18 protein-coding genes and 5 tRNA genes are annotated in these 22,265 nt (G+C 40.1%); 13 read left to right on the top strand and 10 right to left on the bottom strand.

All coding sequences use genetic code 11. The features are described 5' to 3' along the window. Position 1 precedes the first annotated feature (1 nt). From MST16_RS11625 to MST16_RS11640, 4 genes are all read left to right on the top strand, one after another. A tRNA-Glu gene (locus tag MST16_RS11625) sits at positions 2-77 on the top strand. A 201-nt stretch (positions 78-278) separates the two neighbouring features. After that, positions 279-2,816: a TonB-dependent receptor plug domain-containing protein gene (locus MST16_RS11630; protein ID WP_180010905.1), complete on the top strand. Its 2,538-nt coding sequence runs from the start codon at positions 279-281 to the stop codon at positions 2,814-2,816. A gap of 59 nt (positions 2,817-2,875) precedes the next feature. Further along, positions 2,876-3,712, top strand: coding sequence for a hypothetical protein (locus tag MST16_RS11635; protein WP_180010907.1), 837 nt, complete (start codon positions 2,876-2,878; stop codon positions 3,710-3,712). After that, positions 3,709-3,867, top strand: coding sequence for a hypothetical protein (locus tag MST16_RS11640; protein ID WP_180010909.1), 159 nt, complete (start codon positions 3,709-3,711; stop codon positions 3,865-3,867). The genes MST16_RS11635 and MST16_RS11640 overlap by 4 nt, the downstream gene beginning before the upstream one ends. 14 nt (positions 3,868-3,881) lie before the next feature. Here MST16_RS11640 and MST16_RS11645 read toward each other — a convergent pair whose 3' ends face one another. Further along, on the bottom strand, positions 3,882-4,352 hold the full coding sequence (locus tag MST16_RS11645) for an IS5/IS1182 family transposase (protein WP_039254797.1): 471 nt from the start codon (positions 4,350-4,352) through the stop codon (positions 3,882-3,884). Further along, positions 4,300-4,695: a transposase family protein gene (locus MST16_RS11650; protein ID WP_257245645.1), complete on the bottom strand. Its 396-nt coding sequence runs from the start codon at positions 4,693-4,695 to the stop codon at positions 4,300-4,302. Before MST16_RS11650 ends, MST16_RS11645 begins: the two co-directional genes overlap by 53 nt. A gap of 73 nt (positions 4,696-4,768) precedes the next feature. Between MST16_RS11650 and MST16_RS11655 the strand changes: the two genes are divergently transcribed. The 3 genes from MST16_RS11655 (at position 4,769) to MST16_RS11665 (ending at position 7,169) form a co-directional block, all read left to right on the top strand. Further along, positions 4,769-5,395: a hypothetical protein gene (locus MST16_RS11655; RefSeq protein WP_218956376.1), complete on the top strand. Its 627-nt coding sequence runs from the start codon at positions 4,769-4,771 to the stop codon at positions 5,393-5,395. A 65-nt stretch (positions 5,396-5,460) separates the two neighbouring features. Beyond that, entirely contained in the window at positions 5,461-5,613 is a 153-nt protein-coding gene (locus MST16_RS11660; protein WP_168379378.1) for a hypothetical protein, read from the top strand. 128 nt (positions 5,614-5,741) lie between these two features. Next, positions 5,742-7,169, top strand: coding sequence for an amino acid permease (locus MST16_RS11665; protein WP_180012015.1), 1,428 nt, complete (start codon positions 5,742-5,744; stop codon positions 7,167-7,169). Positions 7,170-7,325: 156 nt separating this feature from the next. Here MST16_RS11665 and MST16_RS11670 read toward each other — a convergent pair whose 3' ends face one another. Continuing rightward, positions 7,326-8,018, bottom strand: coding sequence for a hypothetical protein (locus MST16_RS11670; RefSeq protein ID WP_180012013.1), 693 nt, complete (start codon positions 8,016-8,018; stop codon positions 7,326-7,328). A 106-nt stretch (positions 8,019-8,124) separates the two neighbouring features. Between MST16_RS11670 and MST16_RS11675 the strand changes: the two genes are divergently transcribed. The 6 genes from MST16_RS11675 (at position 8,125) to MST16_RS11700 (ending at position 11,201) form a co-directional block, all read left to right on the top strand. Next, positions 8,125-8,200: transfer RNA gene (locus MST16_RS11675), tRNA-Glu, on the top strand. Positions 8,201-8,325: 125 nt separating this feature from the next. Further along, positions 8,326-9,744, top strand: coding sequence for an amino acid permease (locus MST16_RS11680; RefSeq protein WP_180012011.1), 1,419 nt, complete (start codon positions 8,326-8,328; stop codon positions 9,742-9,744). 109 nt (positions 9,745-9,853) lie between these two features. Next, positions 9,854-10,759, top strand: coding sequence for an alpha/beta fold hydrolase (locus MST16_RS11685; protein WP_180012009.1), 906 nt, complete (start codon positions 9,854-9,856; stop codon positions 10,757-10,759). 132 nt (positions 10,760-10,891) lie between these two features. After that, positions 10,892-10,967: transfer RNA gene (locus tag MST16_RS11690), tRNA-Glu, on the top strand. Positions 10,968-10,992: 25 nt separating this feature from the next. Beyond that, positions 10,993-11,068, top strand: a tRNA-Glu gene (locus tag MST16_RS11695). A 57-nt stretch (positions 11,069-11,125) separates the two neighbouring features. Continuing rightward, positions 11,126-11,201: transfer RNA gene (locus MST16_RS11700), tRNA-Glu, on the top strand. Between the two features lie 86 nt (positions 11,202-11,287). On the opposite strand, the gene MST16_RS11705 is transcribed toward MST16_RS11700, so the two are convergent. The 7 genes from MST16_RS11705 to MST16_RS11735 form a co-directional block, all read right to left on the bottom strand. Further along, positions 11,288-11,866, bottom strand: a complete 579-nt coding sequence (locus MST16_RS11705) for a YiiX family permuted papain-like enzyme (protein WP_180012007.1) — start codon at positions 11,864-11,866, stop codon at positions 11,288-11,290. 88 nt (positions 11,867-11,954) lie between these two features. Next, entirely contained in the window at positions 11,955-13,199 is a 1,245-nt protein-coding gene (locus tag MST16_RS11710; RefSeq protein WP_180012006.1) for an NADH:flavin oxidoreductase/NADH oxidase family protein, read from the bottom strand. A gap of 112 nt (positions 13,200-13,311) precedes the next feature. Next, entirely contained in the window at positions 13,312-14,913 is a 1,602-nt protein-coding gene (locus MST16_RS11715) for an ABC transporter ATP-binding protein (RefSeq protein ID WP_180092562.1), read from the bottom strand. Continuing rightward, positions 14,888-15,901 (bottom strand): ABC transporter permease, encoded by a 1,014-nt coding sequence (locus tag MST16_RS11720; RefSeq protein WP_180012004.1) that lies wholly within the window; start codon positions 15,899-15,901, stop codon positions 14,888-14,890. Before MST16_RS11720 ends, MST16_RS11715 begins: the two co-directional genes overlap by 26 nt. Next, positions 15,901-16,968: a microcin C ABC transporter permease YejB gene (locus MST16_RS11725; protein WP_078192926.1), complete on the bottom strand. Its 1,068-nt coding sequence runs from the start codon at positions 16,966-16,968 to the stop codon at positions 15,901-15,903. Before MST16_RS11725 ends, MST16_RS11720 begins: the two co-directional genes overlap by 1 nt. Before the next feature lie 33 nt (positions 16,969-17,001). Next, positions 17,002-18,846: an extracellular solute-binding protein gene (locus MST16_RS11730; RefSeq protein ID WP_180012019.1), complete on the bottom strand. Its 1,845-nt coding sequence runs from the start codon at positions 18,844-18,846 to the stop codon at positions 17,002-17,004. A gap of 26 nt (positions 18,847-18,872) precedes the next feature. Next, positions 18,873-22,199, bottom strand: a complete 3,327-nt coding sequence (locus tag MST16_RS11735) for a LysM peptidoglycan-binding domain-containing protein (RefSeq protein WP_180012002.1) — start codon at positions 22,197-22,199, stop codon at positions 18,873-18,875. Positions 22,200-22,265: the final 66 nt, after the last annotated feature.

Consider the following 22,265-nt stretch of genomic DNA (forward strand, 5'->3'; position numbering starts at 1 on the left):
CGTCCCTATCGTCTAGAGGCCTAGGACATCGCCCTTTCACGGCGGTAACCGGGGTTCGAATCCCCGTAGGGACGCCAATTCTTATTCAGACTTTCTCCAAGCTGATTATTCAAGTCTATTGAATACACATCACCATCTCTTCTGATTATTCAAAATTTTCATTGAATTCGCTGTGTATTAAAAAATCACTTATTGCAAATAATTCTCATTTCTATTGATTATTTTTGTAAAGTTAATGATAATCGCTATCGTTTTTATCTGCATAATTGTTGACAGCCATGCGCTTTGCCTATTCTCCCCTCAATCTCGCAATTTTGACTGCTTTAGCATCTCAAGCTTATGCTAATGAAATTGATACAACTCAATTTATTCAAAGCAATAATCTCAAAATGTCGCCGATTGAAGTTGAAGTCAAAGCCAAGCCAGAAGTAGGTACAACCGTCTACTCCAAAGAAGATTTAGAAAAAACGCCGAATAGTTCGAAAAATATCACAGACTTTTTAAAAGTTAATCCAAATGTGCAGTTTAGCCGTGAACAACGTTCTGCAGATTCACAGGCTGAGCTACGACCATCCGAGATATCTATTAATGGCGCGCAAACTTACCGAAATAAATTTGTAATTAACGGCGTCAATACCACCAATAACCTTGACCCTCTGGCAAGCGGCAACTCCTATTCAGGCAAGCTTGATGGTGGCTCACAAGGGATGGCCCTAAATACCGATTTAATTTGTAAATTAGAATTGATCGATAGTAATGTTTCTGCAGCATACGGCGAATTTACAGGTGGTATAGTTAATGCTGAAACTTGTACCCCAAATACTGAAATTGGCAAAATCCACGGCTCCGTTACTTACGACTACACGGAAAGTGATTGGTCACGTTATCATTTTACCGATGAAGAAGAAGCTGCAGAGTTTGAAGATCCAACATCATCAAATAATAAAGAATATAAAAAACACGGCTTAAGCCTGAATCTATACAGCAAACTCTCTGAACAATGGGGCATCAATAGTTATGCCTCTAAACGTGAATCCATCGTTCCAGTAATGAGTGGTTTAGAAGATCGCAGTAAAGTCAAAAGCGAGCGTAATAATATCAACTTAGGGACTACCCTTTTTTACACACCTTCGGACACAACCAAAGCGAAGTTTGGCTTTGATTTAGGGGATTTGGACAGTCTAAATTTCGTTGATAAGCGAATAAATTCAAAAAGTATTAGCAATACAGAAACGTTGACATTTTTTGGTGAATTAGAAAGTAAACTCAATAATTCAACATTAAAACAAAATATTAGCTATCAAACGCTAAGCCAAGCACGTGAAAATGATTCAACTACCGGCATTCTTTGGAAGCAAACACCAACTAAAAACTGGAGTTCCAATCCTGGTGAAGGTGCCACAAGTAGTGATATTGAATTACACCAAGATACATTTTCGTATAGTCTAAAAAATGCGTTTGATACCATTCAGATTGGCAACAGCATGCAACAATTAAGCTTTGGTATGGGCTATGACTATTCTAAAGTTGCATGGGAACGGCCTAACGATGCCTATATGTATAATCAGCCTAAGACTTTTACATCTAGTTCAGGCATTAGCTGTACGGCAGGTGATATTCTTTGTGATGAAGCAACGGATGAAAATAACTATCAAGGCCAATATCAAACAAATGGCAAGTATTATCAAAAAGGTAAAGTTAATATTGACCAACAACGTGTGCATACCTTCATTGAAAACACATCGACTTGGGATAATTTTTCAGCGCGTTTAGGTTTACGTGCAGATTATGATAGCTTATCGAAAAATTTAAATATTGCACCTCGTACTGCCTTTAACTATAAACCGCTAAAAAATGATCTTCTGTCCTTCACTACGGGATGGAATCGATATTATGCAAACTATACCTTAGCCACTGAACTGCAAGATCAACTTGCATTTTTGGAATACAATTTAAAACGCACAAAAAATCAAACTGAAGACTATTGGACTCAAACTGGGTTATCAGATTTAATATTAGCTAATTCCAATATTCAACGTGCCAATTTAAAGACCCCTTATGCTGACGAAATTGTGTTTGCCATTAATAGCCAAGTTAAAAACTGGAACCTTGGTCTGAAATGGGTGAATCGCGATAGCAAAGATGAAATCACAAAAAATCGTTTTATTGATCCAACAACCAGCAATACCATCGATCATTTTGAATATAGTAATAGTGGTAAAGCAAAAGCTGACATTTACACACTCACACTCAGAAATACGCTGCCAGTCGTATATAAAAACTCTCTGCACGGGTTTAACTTTGGCTTTGATTACACTGAATCGGAAAAAAATTATTTAGACTATTCTGAGCCATATAACGTTAACAGTAATACCGCTGCTGAAGATCGCGATATTATTTTTAACGGCAGCCTCATCCAATTTAATGAACGTCCTGTTGAAAATTTCAATCAGCCTTGGACGGCTCGTTTTGGTTGGGACATTGAGTTTTCAAATTTACCATTAAAGATTAATAACTTCTTAAGCTACAAATCTGAATATAAAGATACGTATAAACTAAAAAACAAAGTTGAGCATGATGGTGTCCTGTTGGAAGCCTATGCCACAGATACAATTAGACCTCGATTTAGTTGGGATATGCGTACCACTTATGATTTGAATTTCTCTAAAGACTACAAAGCAATATTCGGTTTAACCATTAACAATATTACCAATCGACATAATATCTATACCACCCCAGGTATTAGTGAGTCGACCAACAGACTTAGATCTGAAATTGGGCGACAGTTCATTGCTGATGTCACATTTAAATTTTAATCTTCCCTATCAAGAGCGCCTTAAAAACGCTCTTGATTCATTTTAAAATAGACTAAAACATGAAAAAAATAATCTTACTCTTTGGCCTGTGCATACTATGTCTCGGTATCTTCATCTACATTTTTAGACCCGAAGCCAGCCTACCGACAAATCCTTCAAATACTGTTGAGCACGATGCCAATCAGACAAATCAAACAGCATTGAATGATGACCAAGAATCTTTTATTCCCAAAACCAACGATCGTGACACTCAAATACAAGCGAAAAAACCAAAAAAATTGAGCGAAGAAGCAATACAGTATTATCGAACAGCAACCAAATACGGTTGGGAGTCAATCGTTCGTGATTTTGAAAATGGAACCATTCTAAAAAGTAAAATGCCTAAAGGGGAAAAAGAAAAACTTTGCGAAATTGCACTGAGTCTAAGTACTGCCGATCAAACCAAACGCTTATTTAAAGCAAATTGCAAACCACTCAATGGCCGTTCATCCTCTATGATTATTAATTGCGCATTAACCAATGCAGAAGGCAAAATAGATCAAAACGAAATCATTGAAAAATTAAAACTCTACAAGTCTGAAAATGTTTTACAAACACACATCACTTATAAATTAGGCCCATATGAAGAAAAAAGCTCTTTGCAAGTCCAAGCAATTGGATGGGGACTTGAAGTCGTTTCTGATTATTTGCTGAGTATTGGTGTCGATTACACGGGCGTGGATGGTAATTTAATTTTAGACAATATCAAAGGCCGTAACCCTTCTGTGAGTTTGGTTCAAAAACTACTGAATGCAGGAATCGAGCCCAATAGTAGCGTATATAAACAAATAGAACAGAATGACTTTTCCACCAAACATCCTGATGTTTACAATTTATTAAAAGCACGTAAACCATGAAAAACATCGTTATTACCAGCTGCCTGCTAATGAGTATGCATTGCTTTGCAAATGCTCCAGTGCCACAAAATCACGCTACCAATGCACCATCAGTGAAAAACATTCAAGACTTTAAAGAGATCAAAGGGATGACAAATGATGCATCTCGTTATTAGATTTCTTTCATAAGTCATTTTTCACTCAGCTCCAAGTTATAAATTCCAGCAATTAGATTGAATCTTAATGCTAGTCTTTTGCCTCGATTGCGATATCGCTCAGCAAGAATTTTGAAGGTTTTCAAACTGCCAAATACATGCTCAATTCCAATTCTTCTTTTATTGATTTCCTGATTATAGATTTTTAGTTCGGAATCCAGTTTACAGCGCTTCTTTGCTTTTAATGGCAACAAGCTATTTGGATACACTGTATAAATTCCCTGATAACCCTTATCCGCAAGGATAAATGCACCTGCAGGAATCTGATTCAAGTTACGTTTGAAGAGTTCGAAATCATGTACGGCACCACGACTCGTACATAAACTCAGGATTTTTTGAGTTTGATAATGAATGATGGCCTGTACTTTGAAAGTGTGGGTCTTTTTCTTGCCGCTATAGCTTTTCTTCTGTTTTTTTAGGCCTTTGGATTGGAATTTCTGTGGCATCCACGATCACAACATTCCAATCGATGCCTTCGCCCTCGGGTAAATCTTTGGGTAAATTAAAGAGATTGGACCGAATCAGGCAGTCTTCAACATGACGGACAATTCTTGAGGCTGTGGGCTCTGAAACCCCGTAGCTCGTCGCAACGTGAAATAAGGTTCGGTATTCCCGCCAATAGCTTAGACAGAGCAGAACCTGGTCTTCCAGGCTTAACTTGGGCGGTCTGCCTTTGGCAGGGACATGTTTCTTCAATTGCTCAACCATCAAATAGAAAGTTGACCATGAGATGCCTGTGTATCGCTTGAACTGAGGATCAGAAAGCTTGTTTGAATCGTTGTATTTCATCCGCAGATTATGCACGAATGCTAAGAAATCCGGAGTGCAAATATTAACCAAAAAGAAGATCGTTTTTTGATTTATGAAAGAGATCTATTATAAATTTATAAACATATATGGTTGGTCAGCCATAGTGCAGGAATTTGAAAATAAAAATATTCAAAACAGTAAAATGAAAAATAAAGAAGTTAAAAAAATGTGTGACACAGCGCATCTTGTACTTCCACTTCAAGATATAAAGCGACTGATTGCTGCTGATTGCAAACCTAGTTCAAACGATGTCACTTTTAATACCATCGATAGGACTTTAAAAAATGGCGATGGTTCTATTAATGAACAAGAAATTATTGCCAAGTTAGAATTTTATAATGCATTAGGATTATTAAAAACACATCAAACATACGGCCGTGGCTATCGTGCAGAAACATATAATTTACTCTACAAAGCTGCCGGTTTTGGTTTGCCTGATGTTTTTGATTATCTCCTGAATATCGGACTCACAGTAAAATATACCGATGGTAACTTACTAAATACACATTTTGATGGTCGCTCCCCTCAACTCGCTTTAACCCAAAAAATTTTAAAACTGGGTGTCGAGCCAAATGCATCAACCATCACGATCATGCAACAACGGAACTTTAAACAACACTACCCTGACATTTACCAAGTCATCCTGTCCAATCTAGAACAGAAAAACCGTAAACTTTAATTAATTACAGCCTGACTGGTTTTGTTTATACTTCAGCTTGATCTATTTTGATGTAAGAACACCCTATGTTTAAAAAGTTGCTCTTGGTTTTAGCCATCTTATTTCCATCTGCACTCTATCTGTATATTGTGAGCCGCGATGACAACAAAGCCCCTGTAGCTGAACAAACTCAAGTACCTGCAACTTCTGAAGCTGAGTATCAAACTCCTGACCATTAATCCAATGGTCAGCGCTAAAGATTCAAATTTTAGATCAGCATTATCACATTATAAGAAAAATTCGATTTATCAATCATTTCACTGCATTCAATCATAAAATATACCTTTCGTTCAATTTTCATTTCACTATGCAATCTCCCTCTGAACCTTCGCAACACTCGTCTGCTGAAGGTAAAAGTCCATCGCTTAAACGTGCGATGACGACTCGACACCTTGTGATGCTCTCACTTGGTGGTGCAATTGGTACTGGTTTGTTTATGGGTTCAGGTGAAGTTATTTCACAAGCTGGGCCTTTAGGCGCTGTTCTTGCCTATATTATTGGCGGTTTGATTGCCTACATGGTCATGCTTTGTTTGGGTGAACTTGCCGTACATCTACCTGTTTCTGGTTCTTTTGGTGCTTTTGCGACAAATTATATTGGCCCGGGTACCGGCTATATGGTGTCTTGGATGTACTGGTTGGGCTGGTCTGCCACCTTAGGTACAGAATTTACTGCGGCGGCTATTTTGATGCAGGAGTGGTTTCCACAAACCTCTATTTGGCTATGGACACTGATCTTTGCAGCTGGCGTACTGATCTCTAATTTAAGCTCTACACGTGCATTCGCAGAGTCAGAATTTTGGTTATCCATGGTGAAAGTTGCAACAGTGTTGATTTTCATCATCCTTGGTTTTGCCTGCATCTTTGGTTTCGTGCCTTTCCAAGGCTATGAATCAGCTCCAATGTTCCACAATTTGACTGAACATGGTTGGCTGCCAAATGGTTTGTTCCCACTGTTTGCCACGCTATTGATCGTGAACTTTGCCTTTAATGGTACGGAGATGATTGGTATCGCTGCAGGTGAAACTGAAAACCCTGAAAAGAATGTGCCTAAAGCCATTCATGCTGCGGTATGGCGCTTAATCATTTTCTTTGTCGGCACTATTATCGTCATCAGTTCCCTGTTGACCTATACCGATGCAGGTTTAAATGTTGGTGGACATGGCGGATTAAGTAGTAGTCCATTCGTTTCCGTATTTAACCTGATGGGCATTCCCTATGCAGAAGACTTAATTCGTTTCGTCATTATTACGGCTTTACTGTCTACAGCTAACTCTGGTTTATATGCTGCATCGCGTATGATGTGGGCACTGTCTGCACAAAAACAATTACCAAGTGCTTTCGGCAAATTAAGCAAAACTGGTGTGCCTTATATTGCTGTATTGGTCACTATGATCGGTGGTTTACCAGGTCTATTGTCAGAACAATTTGGCGCAGATGTCATCTTCAAGAACTTGATGGGGGTTGCTGCCTTCACCATGGTGATCGTGTGGATGAGTATTTGCTGGAGTCAATTTAACTTCCGTCGCCAATGGCTGAAACAAGGTCATAGCGTGTCAGAACTTAAATTCCGTACACCATGGTTCCCGCTGGTTCCAATTCTTGGCTTTGTCTGCTGTACCGCAACAGGTTTAAGTATGGCTGCAGATCCTGAAATGCTTTCAGGCTTTATTGGCTGTCTGATCTTTATGGCGGCGTGTTATGCAGGTTATTATTGGTTATATCACGATAAATAAAATAGTTAAGGTGGCTCATTAGCCACCTTTTTTTATGAAACTATTTCTCTTCCCTATGAGAGAAAAATTAGGGTTTCCATATAAATTCAAAAATGATTTGTGGGAGCAGTTTAATCCACAAAAACCACTGTACAAATTATAATTTAAAGAAATAGTTCAACTGCTTTTCGTCAATGAGTTTTTATCCTCGCTCAACACCAAGATATAATCCCATACTTTCAACTCTAATGAGTCCTTTTCGGATTTTGCCCCTTTAGAAACATTAGCTAAAAGACACGCAGCTACTATTGCTAGAAATATTTGGATAGATACTCTCAAACTTGTATTAGATATTAATGATACAAAAGTAAAGTTAAAAACTATTAATGAAAGTGGCAAAAGCACCCGACTTGAATTCATCTGTTTTTTAAATTCAGGAAAATCACGATTAATAACCAATAAATCTTGTTTGTCTTTACTCCACAACATTGGCTCAAAACATACATCCAATTTTTTTTCTAATTTTTCAAGTTCTACATCATCACTAGACAACTGATATCTTCGAACCTTTAAGATTAAATATAATTTAAAAAAGCTCTGGATATCTAAAAAATAATGAGAATCATCTAAAGATTTAAGGTGATTGTACGTAATTCTACTTTCCCCATCTAAATCCCTAAATAAAAGTTCATCAATAATTCTTTCAAACTCTGATTTACTAATATACGAAGAAAAATTATTTGTATAAATTTCAAACCAATGCAAATAATTCAATAAAACTATATAGAATCTTTCATGGACTTTGCCCACATTAAATTGATTGATTTCAAATAAAATTCCAGAAATAAACTCATTAAAATTATTTTTCATTAAAAAAATTCTGTTTTTGTTTTATTTATATACATTTAGAATATAACAATGAAACTCTATTTTGACAAATATAGATGGGCTATGTACTATACACCCACCTCAAAACGTCCCTATCGTCTAGAGGCCTAGGACATCGCCCTTTCACGGCGGTAACCGGGGTTCGAATCCCCGTAGGGACGCCAATTCTTCTGTCAGCTCTGAGACAAACTTAAAGTTTATTTATCTATAATTTATATTAATTGATTGCATCATCATTGCATTCTTCTCTACAATTACTCGCTTCATTATTTGATTCTCCTTTTTCTCTATGCAGTCATCTCATTCTCCGAATGATGCTTCGCATCAGGGCAATTCTGCGCCGTTAAAACGCGCTATGAGTACTCGACATCTGGTGATGATTTCGCTTGGCGGCGCAATCGGTACTGGTTTATTTCTTGGTTCGGGTGAAGTCATTGCACAAACGGGGCCTGTAGGTGCCATTATTTCGTATTTTTTAGGCGGTATTATCGCCTATATGGTGATGCTTTGCTTAGGCGAGCTCGCTGTACATATGCCTGAATCTGGTTCATTTGGCGCTTATGCTAAACGCTATATCGGACCGGGTACGGGTTATACCATCACTTGGCTGTATTGGCTGACATGGTCAGTAACGCTAGGAACTGAATTTACTGCTGCTGCACTTTTAATGCAGGAATGGTTCCCAGACAGCTCTATGTGGATGTGGACCCTAATCTTTGGTGCTTTTGTATTCTGCTTGAATATGATTTCAACCAAATGGTTTGCTGAATCTGAATTTTGGCTAGCCTTAGTCAAAGTGATTACCGTTGTTGCCTTTATTATTTTGGGTCTATTGGCCATTTTTGGTGTTTTAGGCTATCGAGGCTATGAAGCTGCACCGCTGTTTAGCAACCTCACTGCACAAGGATGGTTCCCTGAAGGCTTGTTCCCAATATTCGCTACAATGTTGATTGTTAACTTCGCATTCTCTGGTACTGAGCTGATTGGTGTTGCTGCGGGTGAAACCAAAGATCCAGCGAAAAATGTGCCTAAAGCCATTAACACGGCGATTTTCCGCTTATTGATTTTCTTTGTGGGTACTATTGTTGTTATTACTGCATTATTGCCACACCAAGAAGCCGGCTTATCTGCCGAAGGTGTAAGTAGTTCACCTTTCGTAACGGTATTCCAGCACATTGGTATTCCTTATGCAGAAGACATCATCCGCTTTGTGATTATCACAGCCCTACTTTCTGCTGCAAACTCAGGTTTATTTGCTGCATCTCGAATGATGTGGTCATTGTCCTATAGTAAGCAATTACCTGCAGTGTTCTCTAAAGTGAACTCGCGCGGTATTCCTTATGTTGCAGTAATTGTGACCATGATCGGTGGTATGCCGGGCTTACTGTCTGAACAATTCGCTCCAGAAACCATCTTCAAAAACTTGTTAGGTGTCGCGGCATTTACCATGGTGGTGGTATGGATGAGTATTTGTTTAAGCCAATTCAACTTCCGCCGTCAGTGGTATAAAGAAGGTAAAACTGCAAAAGATTTAGCTTTTGCTGCACCACTCTTCCCAATTGTGCCGATACTCGGTTTTGTATTCTGTCTTATTACCTGTATTAGTATGGTATTTGACCCAGAAATGTTAACTGGCTTTATCTGCTGTATGATCTTCATTGTGGCGTGTTATATCAGCTACTACACGTTGTATCACAACAAAAATTGATCTGCGTTGTCATGCCAAACACGATAAAAGAGTAACTTCGGTTGCTCTTTTTTTATGGCTATATTTTAATAAAAGTAGAATAAAAACTGGTCCGTCGATGAGGTGCAATATGCAGATCATCTTTATCCATGGCATGAATCAACAGCAACAAACTGCACGTTCGCTCGAACAGCATTGGCTTGCACTGTTGTCTCAAGGCTTAAAGCAAAGCCATCAAGAGACTTTTTTATCGTATATACAGCACCATATGCGCATGCCTTTTTATGGAGACTTACTCACGCGTTATCATTTGCAGAATATGCTTCAAGCCAGCACCTTGACACCTCAAACGTGGCCACATTTTCCGTTTATCCATCGCACTGAACTCCCAGAAAAATCACCAAAAGTACTTGAGCATCATGCCGCACAAAACAATCTACCTGACATCACCCTCAATGATGCTATTGGATTAAGTCAATCATTCAAATCGATCACCGCACTCGGCAAAGATCTTGCCCTACGCGATTTTGCAGTTTTAATGAATTATTTCCCAAAATTACATGCCACACTTTTGCATAAATTTTTGGTCGAAACTTATCTCTATTTATCCAATCCACACTTTATTCAGGCAGTTCACACTCGGCTGCATGAGCAATTACATCAAAAGAAACCTACCCTATTGATTGCACATTCATTAGGTAGCGTGATTGCGTATCATTTTTTACTGTTACATCCTGAACTCAACATACAACGCTTTATCACCTTGGGCTCACCTTTGGCTTTTCGTGTCATCCAAGCCCACTTACCTCAGCCTTTACAGCGACCTGATGCAATTTCAGGCGATTGGTTAAACTTTTATTCACATGATGATTTTCTCAGCGCTTTTCCGCTGAGTCAGGCACCATTTGATTTTCAACCCGCCATTATTAACCAGCAAATTCAGACATCGATTGAACACCCACACGATATTGCAGGATATTTAACACATCCAGAAGTTATTGCTACAATCTTACAAGTGTTGAAAAAATCGACATAAATAATGTATTTTTCAAACATTTTTAGCAAATTGTTTTAATTTTATGCACTCAACATCAAAAACTGAATTTATTTATAGAAAAGCGTTTGACACCCCCCGATTTTCACCCTAATATACGCCCACCTCTGAAACGTCCCTATCGTCTAGAGGCCTAGGACATCGCCCTTTCACGGCGGTAACCGGGGTTCGAATCCCCGTAGGGACGCCAATTTTTCAGAAGTACATTTTATTAAGTCCCTATCGTCTAGAGGCCTAGGACATCGCCCTTTCACGGCGGTAACCGGGGTTCGAATCCCCGTAGGGACGCCATATTTAGTCTAAAAACTTAGACTGAAATGAACGGTTTTAAAATTTGCTTTCTGTACTGTCCCTATCGTCTAGAGGCCTAGGACATCGCCCTTTCACGGCGGTAACCGGGGTTCGAATCCCCGTAGGGACGCCATATTCGAGTCGGTTTCAACCACTCATTGAGAAGCCCAAGCATTTCGAATTGGGCTTTTTTATTGCCTTAATTTCTAAATATTTCTTTTAAAAGTTTTGAATCATAAATGGCCTTAGGGCAATCACCTGCTCATTTAGCGGAATATTTTGACCATAGCGCTGCCGCATTAGACGCTGCACTTCATTTTGTTTTAAATCAAATTGTTTAAGTTGTTGTAACGGCGAAAGTTCGATTCCTAAAGCATGCTGATAAGCTTTCCAAACAATTTCAGAACAGTAAATTGCACGGTCATCCCATTCAAAATAAATATCATAGGGTTTGCCCAAGTACTTTTCTGCATTTTGCACCAGCTTCGTTTTCTGCCGCACATTTAAGGGTTGTTTGAGCCTTTTCACCACATAGTGAGCATTTTCCCCACGCGCGATCCATTGATTTAAAGTGGTGTATTGCACAGGTTGAATGGCTTCAAGCACCCACGTTTGGTTATTTTTATTTACGATCATGCCCATGTGACTATAGGGCGAATGTGTGGCCTTTTGAATGCTTAAACTTTGCTGTGACTTTGAGATATGAAAAATAATATCTCCCGTCTGAAATGTAGACTGAGCATAGAGGGCAGGACTGAGCCCCGAAAGAATGACCGTTAATATTAAAATTTTAGACATTTTTATTGTAAGCAATATTGATATGAATGAAGGCAACCATAACATGAATATATGTCGGTTGCCCTGATTCTAAAAATTCAATGATTAATTAAGCCGACTTACGTGAATTGACTTGCCCTTTAATGACCGCGGTTAAATTGCCTTTGAGATATTTAAAAAACACTTTTAAGGGTGAAAGTTTAGGATTTGGCTGTTTGCCTTCACCAATCGATTTAAACTGAGCGGCATACCAAATAATTTCCATAATCGCCATTTTATCAATCATCGGTATGCCAGTTTTAATTTTGTCTACGCCGTAACGAACATCCTGCCCCGTCAATAAACGATCAGCCAAATCGACTTCAACTGCGAATGGACGTGCAATACCAATAAAATCACAAGCTCCACTGTCTAGTGCAGCATTCATGCCTTGCACGGTTCTAAACCCGCCGGTAACCATTAACGCGCATTTCACTTCTTTACGGATATTGTCCGCAAAATCGAGGAAATAAGCTTCACGAGCAATGGTACTGGCTTTACGTTTTTCTTCTTTAGCGCCCGCCATCGCTGGCGCTTCATAGGAACCGCCCGAGATTTCAATCATATCAATCCCTGCGGAATCGATTGCCTTAAAGACCTCAATCACATCTTTTTCGCTAATTCCGCCACGTTGGAAATCAGCAGAGTTGAGTTTGACCGAAATAATAAAATCATCTGTCGTCGCTGCACGAACTGCCTTATAGATTTCAAGCAAAAAACGCATGCGGTTTTCATTTGAACCGCCCCACTGATCTTGACGTTTATTGGTCAGTGGCGACAAGAACTGACTAATTAAATAACCATGCGCACCATGCAATTGCACGCCTTCGAAGCCTGCCTTTTCACAAATGTGTGCGGCACGTGCAAAACGCTGAATGATATCTAAAATTTCATCTTCACGAAGTTCGCGCGGTGTTCCAAACGTTGTAGCTAACATTGGACTAAATGGCACAGCAGATGGTGCAACCGTTTCTTTATTTAAACCTTTAGGACATTGGCGGCCAGGATGTGAAAGTTGAACCAATTGCACCATGCCGTGCTTCTTGCCTAGCTCAGCCCACTGTGTTAACTGTGCTAAATCACGCTCTGTTTCAGCGACAACTACCCCCGGCTCATTTTTAGCACAAAAATCCACCATGACATTACCCGTAATGGCACAGCCTAAACCACCCTTCGCCCAAGCTTCATATAACCCAAAATGTAAGTGATTGGGTTGGCCTGCGGTATTGGCCAATGCTTCGCTCATTGCACCTTTAATGATGCGATTTTTAAATGTGGTATTACGAATTTTAAAGCTTTCAGCTAAATGGCTCATGACAATGTCCAAAATGAAATAATAAGTCCTGAGTATTTACTCTAATTATTATTTTCTAAAGGTCAAGGATATTTTGACAATGACACTTGTCAAAATATCCATAAGTTTGATTTTAGTATTGGCTGGCTTCAATTAATTTACGGGTATAGTCCGTTTGTGGTCGCGCAAATAGATCTGCGGTGTCTTGAAATTCCATGACTTTGGCATGACGCAGTACCAACACTTTTTGACACAAGGCTTTGACCACGTGTAAATCGTGACTAATAAATAAATAACTCATATTAAATTCTTGCTGCAAACGCCGTAGTAGCTTCACAATGGCTTTTTGTGTCGTCCGATCTAGTGCCGATGTGGGTTCATCGAGTATCAGCAATTTAGGGCGTAATACCAACGCACGTGCTAAGGCGACTCTCTGCCGTTGCCCACCGGATAACTCATGTGGATAACGCTGCTTAAATGAGCTGGCTAATTCGACTTTCTGCAAAGCTTCATCTATACGCTGTACAATTTCATTTGCAGATAAATGCTGTAAGGCCAGACCTTCGCCAATGGTTTGCTCTACATTGAGCCGTGGATTTAAACTACTGAATGGATCTTGAAAGACGATTTGAAATTCACGACGTAAAGGTCTGAGCTGTTTTTCTGAAAGTTGATTGATGGCGTGTTGATTTAAAATAATTTCGCCATCACTTTCTATGAGCCGAGCAATAGCCAGTGCTAGGGAGCTTTTCCCTGAACCACTCTCTCCAACAATACCGATCGACTCACCTTCAGCCACTGTTAAATCCAAAGCTTCTACCGCAATGACATAATCTTTGATGCGGTTCAATAAGCCTTTTTTAACTGGGAACTTCACTCCTAACTGGCGTAATTCTAAAAGTTTTTGAGTTTGCGAAACCTGTATCGCTACTCCAAAATCATGGTCTAACAGATTTTTGGTATACGCCTGCTTCGGTTGCTCAAAAATTTCCTGAACACCACCTTGCTCCACCACTTGCCCACGACTCATCACAATCACATGTTCTGCATAGCGCTTGACCAAATTCAGGTCATGGCTGATTAAGATCATGGCCATATTACGCTGCTGTTGTAGCGACTTTAATAAATTTAAGATTTGCGCTTGCAAAGTGACATCTAAAGCCGTGGTTGGCTCATCAGCGATTAAAATATCAGGATCTAAGGCCAATGCCATGGCAATCATGACACGTTGACGCTGCCCCCCAGATAACTCATGTGGGTATCGTCTTAACTTATCTTCAGCATCCGGAATACCCACATCATTTAATAATTCTACAACCCGCTGCCGAGTTTTTGCCTTCGACCAACCCTGTAACAACAGTGACTCACCAACAATCTTTTCAACCCTGTGTAAGGGATTTAAAGCTGTCATCGGCTCTTGAAAAATCATGGCAATTTTCTGTCCACGAATGTTTCGGTGCTGCTCAGTACTCAGTCCAAGAATATTCTGTCCATTCAGGCTGACGCTGCCTGTGACCTGCAGATCACTTGGCAACAAACCGAGTATAGCTAGGCTGCTAATCGATTTACCTGAACCGCTTTCTCCAACAATAGCTATCGTTTCACCTGCATGCAAATTAAAATTCAGGTCTTCAACCAAGACCTGTGCTGCATGTGAAATATGTAAATGTTCCACCTCTAACACGATGGGAGGTACATTCACTTGATGATTATTGACGTCTAGGATCGAATGCATCACGTGTCGCCTCCCCAATGTAGATCAATAAAGACAGCACAATCGCTAAGGTAAAGAATCCCGATAAGGCAAGCCATGGTGCATTCAGATTGTTTTTCCCTTGAAGCAATAACTCACCTAAGGATGCTGCATCAGGCGGTAAGCCATACCCTAAGAAATCCAAGGCTGTCAGTGCTGTAATATTTGCCGTAAGCATGAAAGGTAGCTGTGAAAGACTGGAACTCATCGCATTTGGTAAGATATGCCGAAACATAATGGTGCTATCTGTAACACCAAGACTCCGTGCTGCACGTACATAGTCAAAATTACGAGCCCGTAAAAACTCTGCACGAACCAAGCCGACTAAAGTGGGCCAGCCAAACAACAGCATAATGACAAAGAGCCAATACACACTCGGCGTAAACATACTGACTAAAATCATCACCATGAATAGCATCGGTAGTCCGCCCCAGACTTCTAAAATCCGTTGACCAATGAGGTCTATCCACCCACCATAATAGCCCTGTATCGCCCCAACGATGATGCCCAATATGGCTGAAGCAAAAGTTAATGCAAAACCAAACAGGAGCGACACACGTAATCCATATAAAATACGTGCGAGCACATCACGCCCTTGGTCATCGGTACCGAGCCAATTTTGTGCAGTTGGTGCAGATGGTACGGGCACAGCCAGTTCTAAATTCGGTGTTTGATAGGAAAATTTAATCAGTGGCCAAACCGCCCAGCCTTTATCTTCTATCAGTTGCTGAACAACAGGATCTTTATAATCTGCCTCAGTTTCAAATACCCCACCGAAAGCGGTTTCTGGATAACTTTTCAATACGGGCACATATAAAGAATCATCGTATTTAACCAAGAGCGGTTTATCATTGGCAATAAACTCGACAGCTAGGGACAACATAAAAATCAAGGCAAAACTGATAAAGCATGTAAAGCCTAATTTATTTTCTTTAAAACGTTGAAAACGTGCTTGCATGATCGGAGACATTATTTTGCCCCCTGCGAATCAAAATTAATTCGCGGATCAATCATTTGATACATGACATCACTGATTAATCTTAAGATCAGCCCCATCAAGGTAAAAATAAACAAGGTGCCAAAAATGACTGGATAATCGCGCTGTACGATGGCTTCAAACCCCAACAATCCCAGACCATCTAAATTGAAAATAATTTCAATAAATAGATTTCCCACAAAGAAGATCCCAATCAATGCTTCTGGCAGACCAGCAATGACAATGAGCATTGCATTACGAAATACATGCCCATACAGCACACGTGATTCGGTCAAACCTTTAGAACGAGCAGCAAGAACATATTGCTTATTCAACTCTTCCATAAAAGAGTATTTGGTCAGATAAGTTAAGCCTGCAAAACCACCAATTACCATAGCAAACAAAGGCAACGCCATATGCCAAAAATAATCTGCAATTTTGCCAAATACACTTAACTCAGCGAAATTCTCTGAAACTAAACCTTGCAGAGGAAACCACTGAAAATATGAACCACCTGCAAAAAAGACAATGAGTAAAATGGCAAAGGCAAAAGCAGGAATGGCGTAGCCGATAGCCAATAAAATAGACGTACTTTTATCAAATAACAGACCATGTTGACGGGCTTTTTTAATGCCTAATGGAATAGACACCATATAGATCAGCAAGGTACTCCATAAGCCAAGGGATAAGGATACAGGCAGCTTTTCCCAAAGTAGCTGGGTCACAGGCTTATCTTTAAAGAAACTGGTACCAAAATCTAGCGTCACATAGCCCTTTAACATGAGCCAAAAACGTTCGAATAATGGTTTATCGAAACCATATTGCGCTTCGATTTTTGCCACCATTTCTTCACTGAGGCCTTTAGCACCTTGGTATTTACTGCCTGTCGTCGCAGTTTCACCACCACCTGTGTTTCCCATACCTTGAAAGGACTCAGCTTGCTGTATGGCTTGTTCAACAGGTCCTCCCGGTGCAATCTGAATCACGACAAAGTTAATCAGTAAAATGAAAAACAATGTTGGAATAATCAGGAGCAATCTTTTTAAAATATATGTGCCCATGTTGCTTTAACATTCCCTGTCATTCATTAGTATTTATTGTTGGCGCAAATAGTTTGCAACTTTTTTCGATTGCGCTTCATTACTCCACCAATAATCAATACCTGTTGATAATTTTGGTTTTACTTTTGGCTGTTGATACATATTCCAATACGCAAACCATTTTTCACCTTTACCATAGGTTGGAATTTGATAATACCCAGCTCTTAATAATCGATCCAATACTTTGGTACGCACCACCAATTGTTCACGATTTGGTGCCCGAATCACCTGTTGTATGACTTCATCAATGATCGGACTTTTAATGCCAGCATAGTTGTAATTGCCAGGCTGATCTGCCGATGCACTTCCCCAAAATTGCGCTTGCTCATTACCCGGATTGAGCGACTGTGGCATAACATTTGTTGTCATATCAAAGTCTTTCGAACGCATCCGTTCTATATATTGAGGCACGTCCACTTGGCGAATGTTTACAGTCACACCTAAACGTTTCATATTGCGCACAAAAGGCATTAATGTTCGCTGTAAGCCATCTTGGTGAATGAGAAATTCAATACGAATGGCTTGACCATGTCGGTCTAATAATTGACCATTTCTAAATCGATAACCAGCATTTATTAATAGCTGACGAGCAGTCAATAAATTATTTCGATTAAATCCACTAGCATCCGAAACGGGATATTTCCAGTTGGATAACACCCCTTTACGCTCTAAAGGGGTTAATTTCGTTAACAATGGTTTTAAAATTTGCATTTCAGCATCTGAGGGTACCCCTTTAGCTTCTAACTCACTATTTGAAAAATAGCTTTGTAGGCGCTGGTATTGACCATAAAACAGAGCTTTATTTTGCCATTCAAAATCATAAGCATAGGTTAAAGCTTGTCGAAAACGAATATCATTAAACGGCGATCGACGCGTATTAAATACAAAACTTTGAGTTGCAATTGGATTTTCATGCTTATCACGATACTTCACCACCATTCCTACAGTGATGGACGGAAACTTATATTCCGTCACCCATTTTCGTGCTGTAAATTCCTCATGCAAAGTATATTGGCCAGACTTAAAGCCTTCAAAAGCAACATCTAAATTTCGGTAATAGACATATTTCAAATGATCAAAATTATATCGTCCGCGATTAATCACTAAATCACGTCCCCAATAATTAGGATTGCGCTTAAAACTAATACTACGGCCAGAATCAATTCGATCAAGTAAATACGGGCCAGAACCTAAAATCGGCTGCATAGTAATTTTAGTAAAATCTTTTTTTGCCCAATCTTTTTTGGAATAAATCGGCATTTGCGCCAATATTAATGGCATTTCAGCGTTATTACCCGACTTAAAGGTCATTTTGACTTCATATTTAGATAACACTTGGGTTTTATCTAAATCTGCCAAATACATTTGTAAACCTGGGTTTGACTTGGTCTGAAAAGTATCAAAACTAAATTTAACATCTTCAGCAGTGAGTTCTGAACCATCACTAAATCGTGCTTTTGGATTTAAGTGATAAATGACAAAATTCGTATGATCGGGGTCGAACGTTACCTTCTCAGCTAATAATGGATACATCACGCCAGGTTCATCTAAAGAGCTATCCATAAGGGAGTCAAATAAATAATTTACCCCCTCAGCCGCACTGCCCTTACCATTCATACTGTTTAAATTGTCAAATGTCCCATTTGATGAAGTACTTAAATATCCACCTTTGGGTGCAGAAGCATTGGCATAAGGCATGACTTTGACAGAGTCATATTTGGGTGTGCTATGAATCGCAATATAAGGCGTGGTCTGTATCGCAGACCACACACTTTGACCGAACAGAGTAAGCACACAAATCCCAATAGCTTGATGTGCTGATTTGAACGACACCAACATCACTGACAACTCCCTGTAGTCGTTGCTTAATTCGGTACTTTAATCACGTCACCAATACGTAACTGAGCAGACGGTTGCATATCATTCATTTCAGCGAGTTTTGATGTATCAAGTCCATAGCGACTTGCCAAACCAATCAGCGTATCGCCGCGTTTAATACGGTATTCACTAATAGTTTTAGGGACTTGTAAATTTTGACCGACACGCAGTCCTGCACGCGGGTTCAAGTTATTTAATTCAGCCAATGCTGCCACAGTTAAACCTGTCCGACTAGCAATCGAATTTAAAGACTCGCCTGATTTCACAGTATAGCTTTCAGTATTTGTTGGTTTCACATTGCTCGTAGAGGATTTAGCTTCCGTTTTTTTGGTTTCAGTTGCTTTACTAGCTACATCAGCAGGTAGTTCACCATCTACTTTTAAACGCTGCCCTACACGAATCGCACTATTGGTATTTAGGCCATTTAATTCAGCTAAATAACGTAATTGAAGATGATATTTCTTCGCAATCACACCCAATGTTTCACCTGATTTCACCACATGAATATCGGTCGCATCAACGGAATTCGTTCGTGTATTGGTTTTGCTTTCAATTTTGGTCGCCTCAGCTTTGGTTTCTACTTTAACCGGTGCGACATCACCTGTTAATTTTAATTTCTGCCCAACGCGTAGACCAGAACTACGCTCTATACCATTTAAATTTGCGACATAGTCCATGCCTAAATCATAGCGACTAGCAATGCCTGTCAGTGTATCGCCAGACTGCACCACATATGTATCCGGAACAGTTGAACTTGCAGGAACTTTAATGCTTTGCCCAGCCATCAGCCCACTATTTACCGACATATCATTTAGACTCGCCAATTCTGACAAACTGATTTTTGACTGCGTCGCAATGCTGTAAAGCGTATCACCACGCTGCACTTTATAGCTTTCAACTTTATACGCAGGATCAACTTTGACATTTTCAATGCGATTCACGACTTTGCTTTCGAGCTTCTCAACTTCTGCTACAGCTTGTAATGGCACATTAATTTTTTGCCCCACCATCAAGCTACTGCCAGCCGTTAAGCCAGTTGTTAAATCTGCCAACTCTTGATTTGACAGCGCATAACGATCTGCAATGAGTTTTAGATATTCACCACGTTTTACCGTGTAGGATTTGGTTTGAACTTTTGCAGGTTTTTCGACAACTTGAGCGGCTTTCTTATCAGCTTCCAATTTTGCTTTCGATGCAGGCGTTTCTTTTAGGGATAATTTCTGTCCAACATATAAACCACTCGTGGTGGTTAAACCATTGTAGTCTGCAAGCTGCTTCGTACTTAAACCAAATTGACTCGCAACAGCTGTAAGACTGTCATTTGCTTTCACCACATAGCTATCTGCGATAGGCTTAGCTTTCGATTCTTCATTATTTTGCACAATCGGTTTCGCATCATATAAATAGATGGTCGTACCGACATACAAGGTCGAATCTGGCGAAATTTGGTTCCAAGCTGCAATATCACGCCAATTCACGCCATTTTTCATCGCGATCAACGCTAATGTGTCGCCCGCCAAAACTGTATAAGTACTGCGTTTACCTTTAGGTGGTACAACTACAATTTCAGAATCTGTACGAATGACATTTTTACCTTGGTTGCGTTTGGCTTCTTCGGAATCTGCACCTGTATTTTCAGCCACGCTTTTCGGGTAAGAGAACCCTTTGGTCAGTTCTTTACCTTGTTGATCTGCAATCGACTGGCTGGTCTGAATCGCAGTCAACTTAATCTTGCCATCATAAGGATCGACAATTTCAGTGCCTTTCGGCGCAATAGCTTTAATTTCCTGAACGACTTCTTCTTGTTCTGCTTTAGTCGCTACTGGTTTTAATACCTCATCGACTGTTTTGGTCTCACCTTCAGCTTTAATAGCCGCCATGATTTGCTCACGCTCATTTGCGCTGAGTGGTGGCTCGACAGATACGGCTTTCACAGGCGTCGAAGGTGTTACAGCGACTGGAATACGCGGCGCACTTGGAATATCACTATTCGATGCAAATGCAGCCAAAGCAGATGATCCTATTGGCGTTTTGCCTTTCGTTCCTGATGGAACACTCGGCGTTACCGTTGTAGCGACTACAGGTGGTTTGGCAGAAGCTGTCACTGTCGGCTGTGTTTTAAGCGTAGGTGGCGTCACTTTAGCGGGCTGAATAGTTTTACTATTTAATTCCGGCGGAGTAACACGTGACGGTGTTATTTCAACATTATTTTTTGGTAAGTTATAAGTTGAATTACTTGCCCAATAACCTGATGAACCACCTGATTGTAATTTTTTCAAACGTGCATCGACTGATGGACTCACATCCGCAGGAATTAAAATCCGCATTGGGCTGCTGCTATCAATCACATCGCCACGATGACCCGGGTTTAGTGCATAAAGTTCTGCACGACTTAAACCAGTAATAGATGCAATTTCATTTAAATTTGCAGGCCCTACAGCCACTTCACGAAAATGTGGACGGTTAGCAATTGGCGGTAAACTTACGCCATAAGCACTTGGATTTTTAATAATTTGAGCAACAGCCAAGAAACGTGGGACATAGTTCATGGTTTCTTGTGGCAGTTTTAACGACCAATAATCGGTTGGCAAACCTGCTGCACGGTTACGGTTAATCGCTTGTTGAATACGCCCCGGCCCTGCATTATAAGAAGCCAAAGCCAATTCCCACGAACCGAACTGGTTATGTAGCGCACCTAAAAACTCATAAGCTGCACGCGTAGATTCAACTACGTCACGACGACCATCATACATTGAGGTTTGTTTTAAGCCGTAAATACGTCCAGTACTTGGAATAAACTGCCATAAACCTGCTGCGGCAGCACTTGAAGTTGCTGCTGGGTCATAAGAACTTTCAATCACTGGCAATAACGCCAACTCAGTCGGCAAACCACGACGTTCTGCTTCTTTAACCGTGTGATATAAATAACGGGACGCACGCGCACTTAAACGGTCAATATACGGTTGACGTGAAATAAACCAACCACGCTGTGCTTCAATTCGCGTATCCCAGTGGTTCAAATCCATTTTGAAACCAACGGTCATTCGCTTCCAAACATCACCGTGCTTTAGTACTAAAAGGCGGTCGCCTTCTACGGCACGCATGTCTGTTGCAGAAAGTAAATCTTCGAGTGAATCTAAACTATTGGCATCGAGAAAGTTTGAGCCGACTTGTTTACTTGCTGAGTTCTGCTTAGTCGTTTGCGATGAAGAACAGCCCGTCAGACCAAGAGCTGCGAGTGCAGAACCCAAGACTGTAAATTTAAAAATTTGTGGTAACGTAGGCTGCCAGACAGTCGCAGTTGATTTATACATAAAAAAATCCAGACAACTCATATAAAATTTATTTTTTAGATATGCCATTGTAGTGAAGCAGAACAC

Origin of the sequence: Acinetobacter sp. YH16040_T (genome assembly GCF_024605785.1) — a bacterium.
Lineage (GTDB): Bacteria > Pseudomonadota > Gammaproteobacteria > Pseudomonadales > Moraxellaceae > Acinetobacter > Acinetobacter amyesii.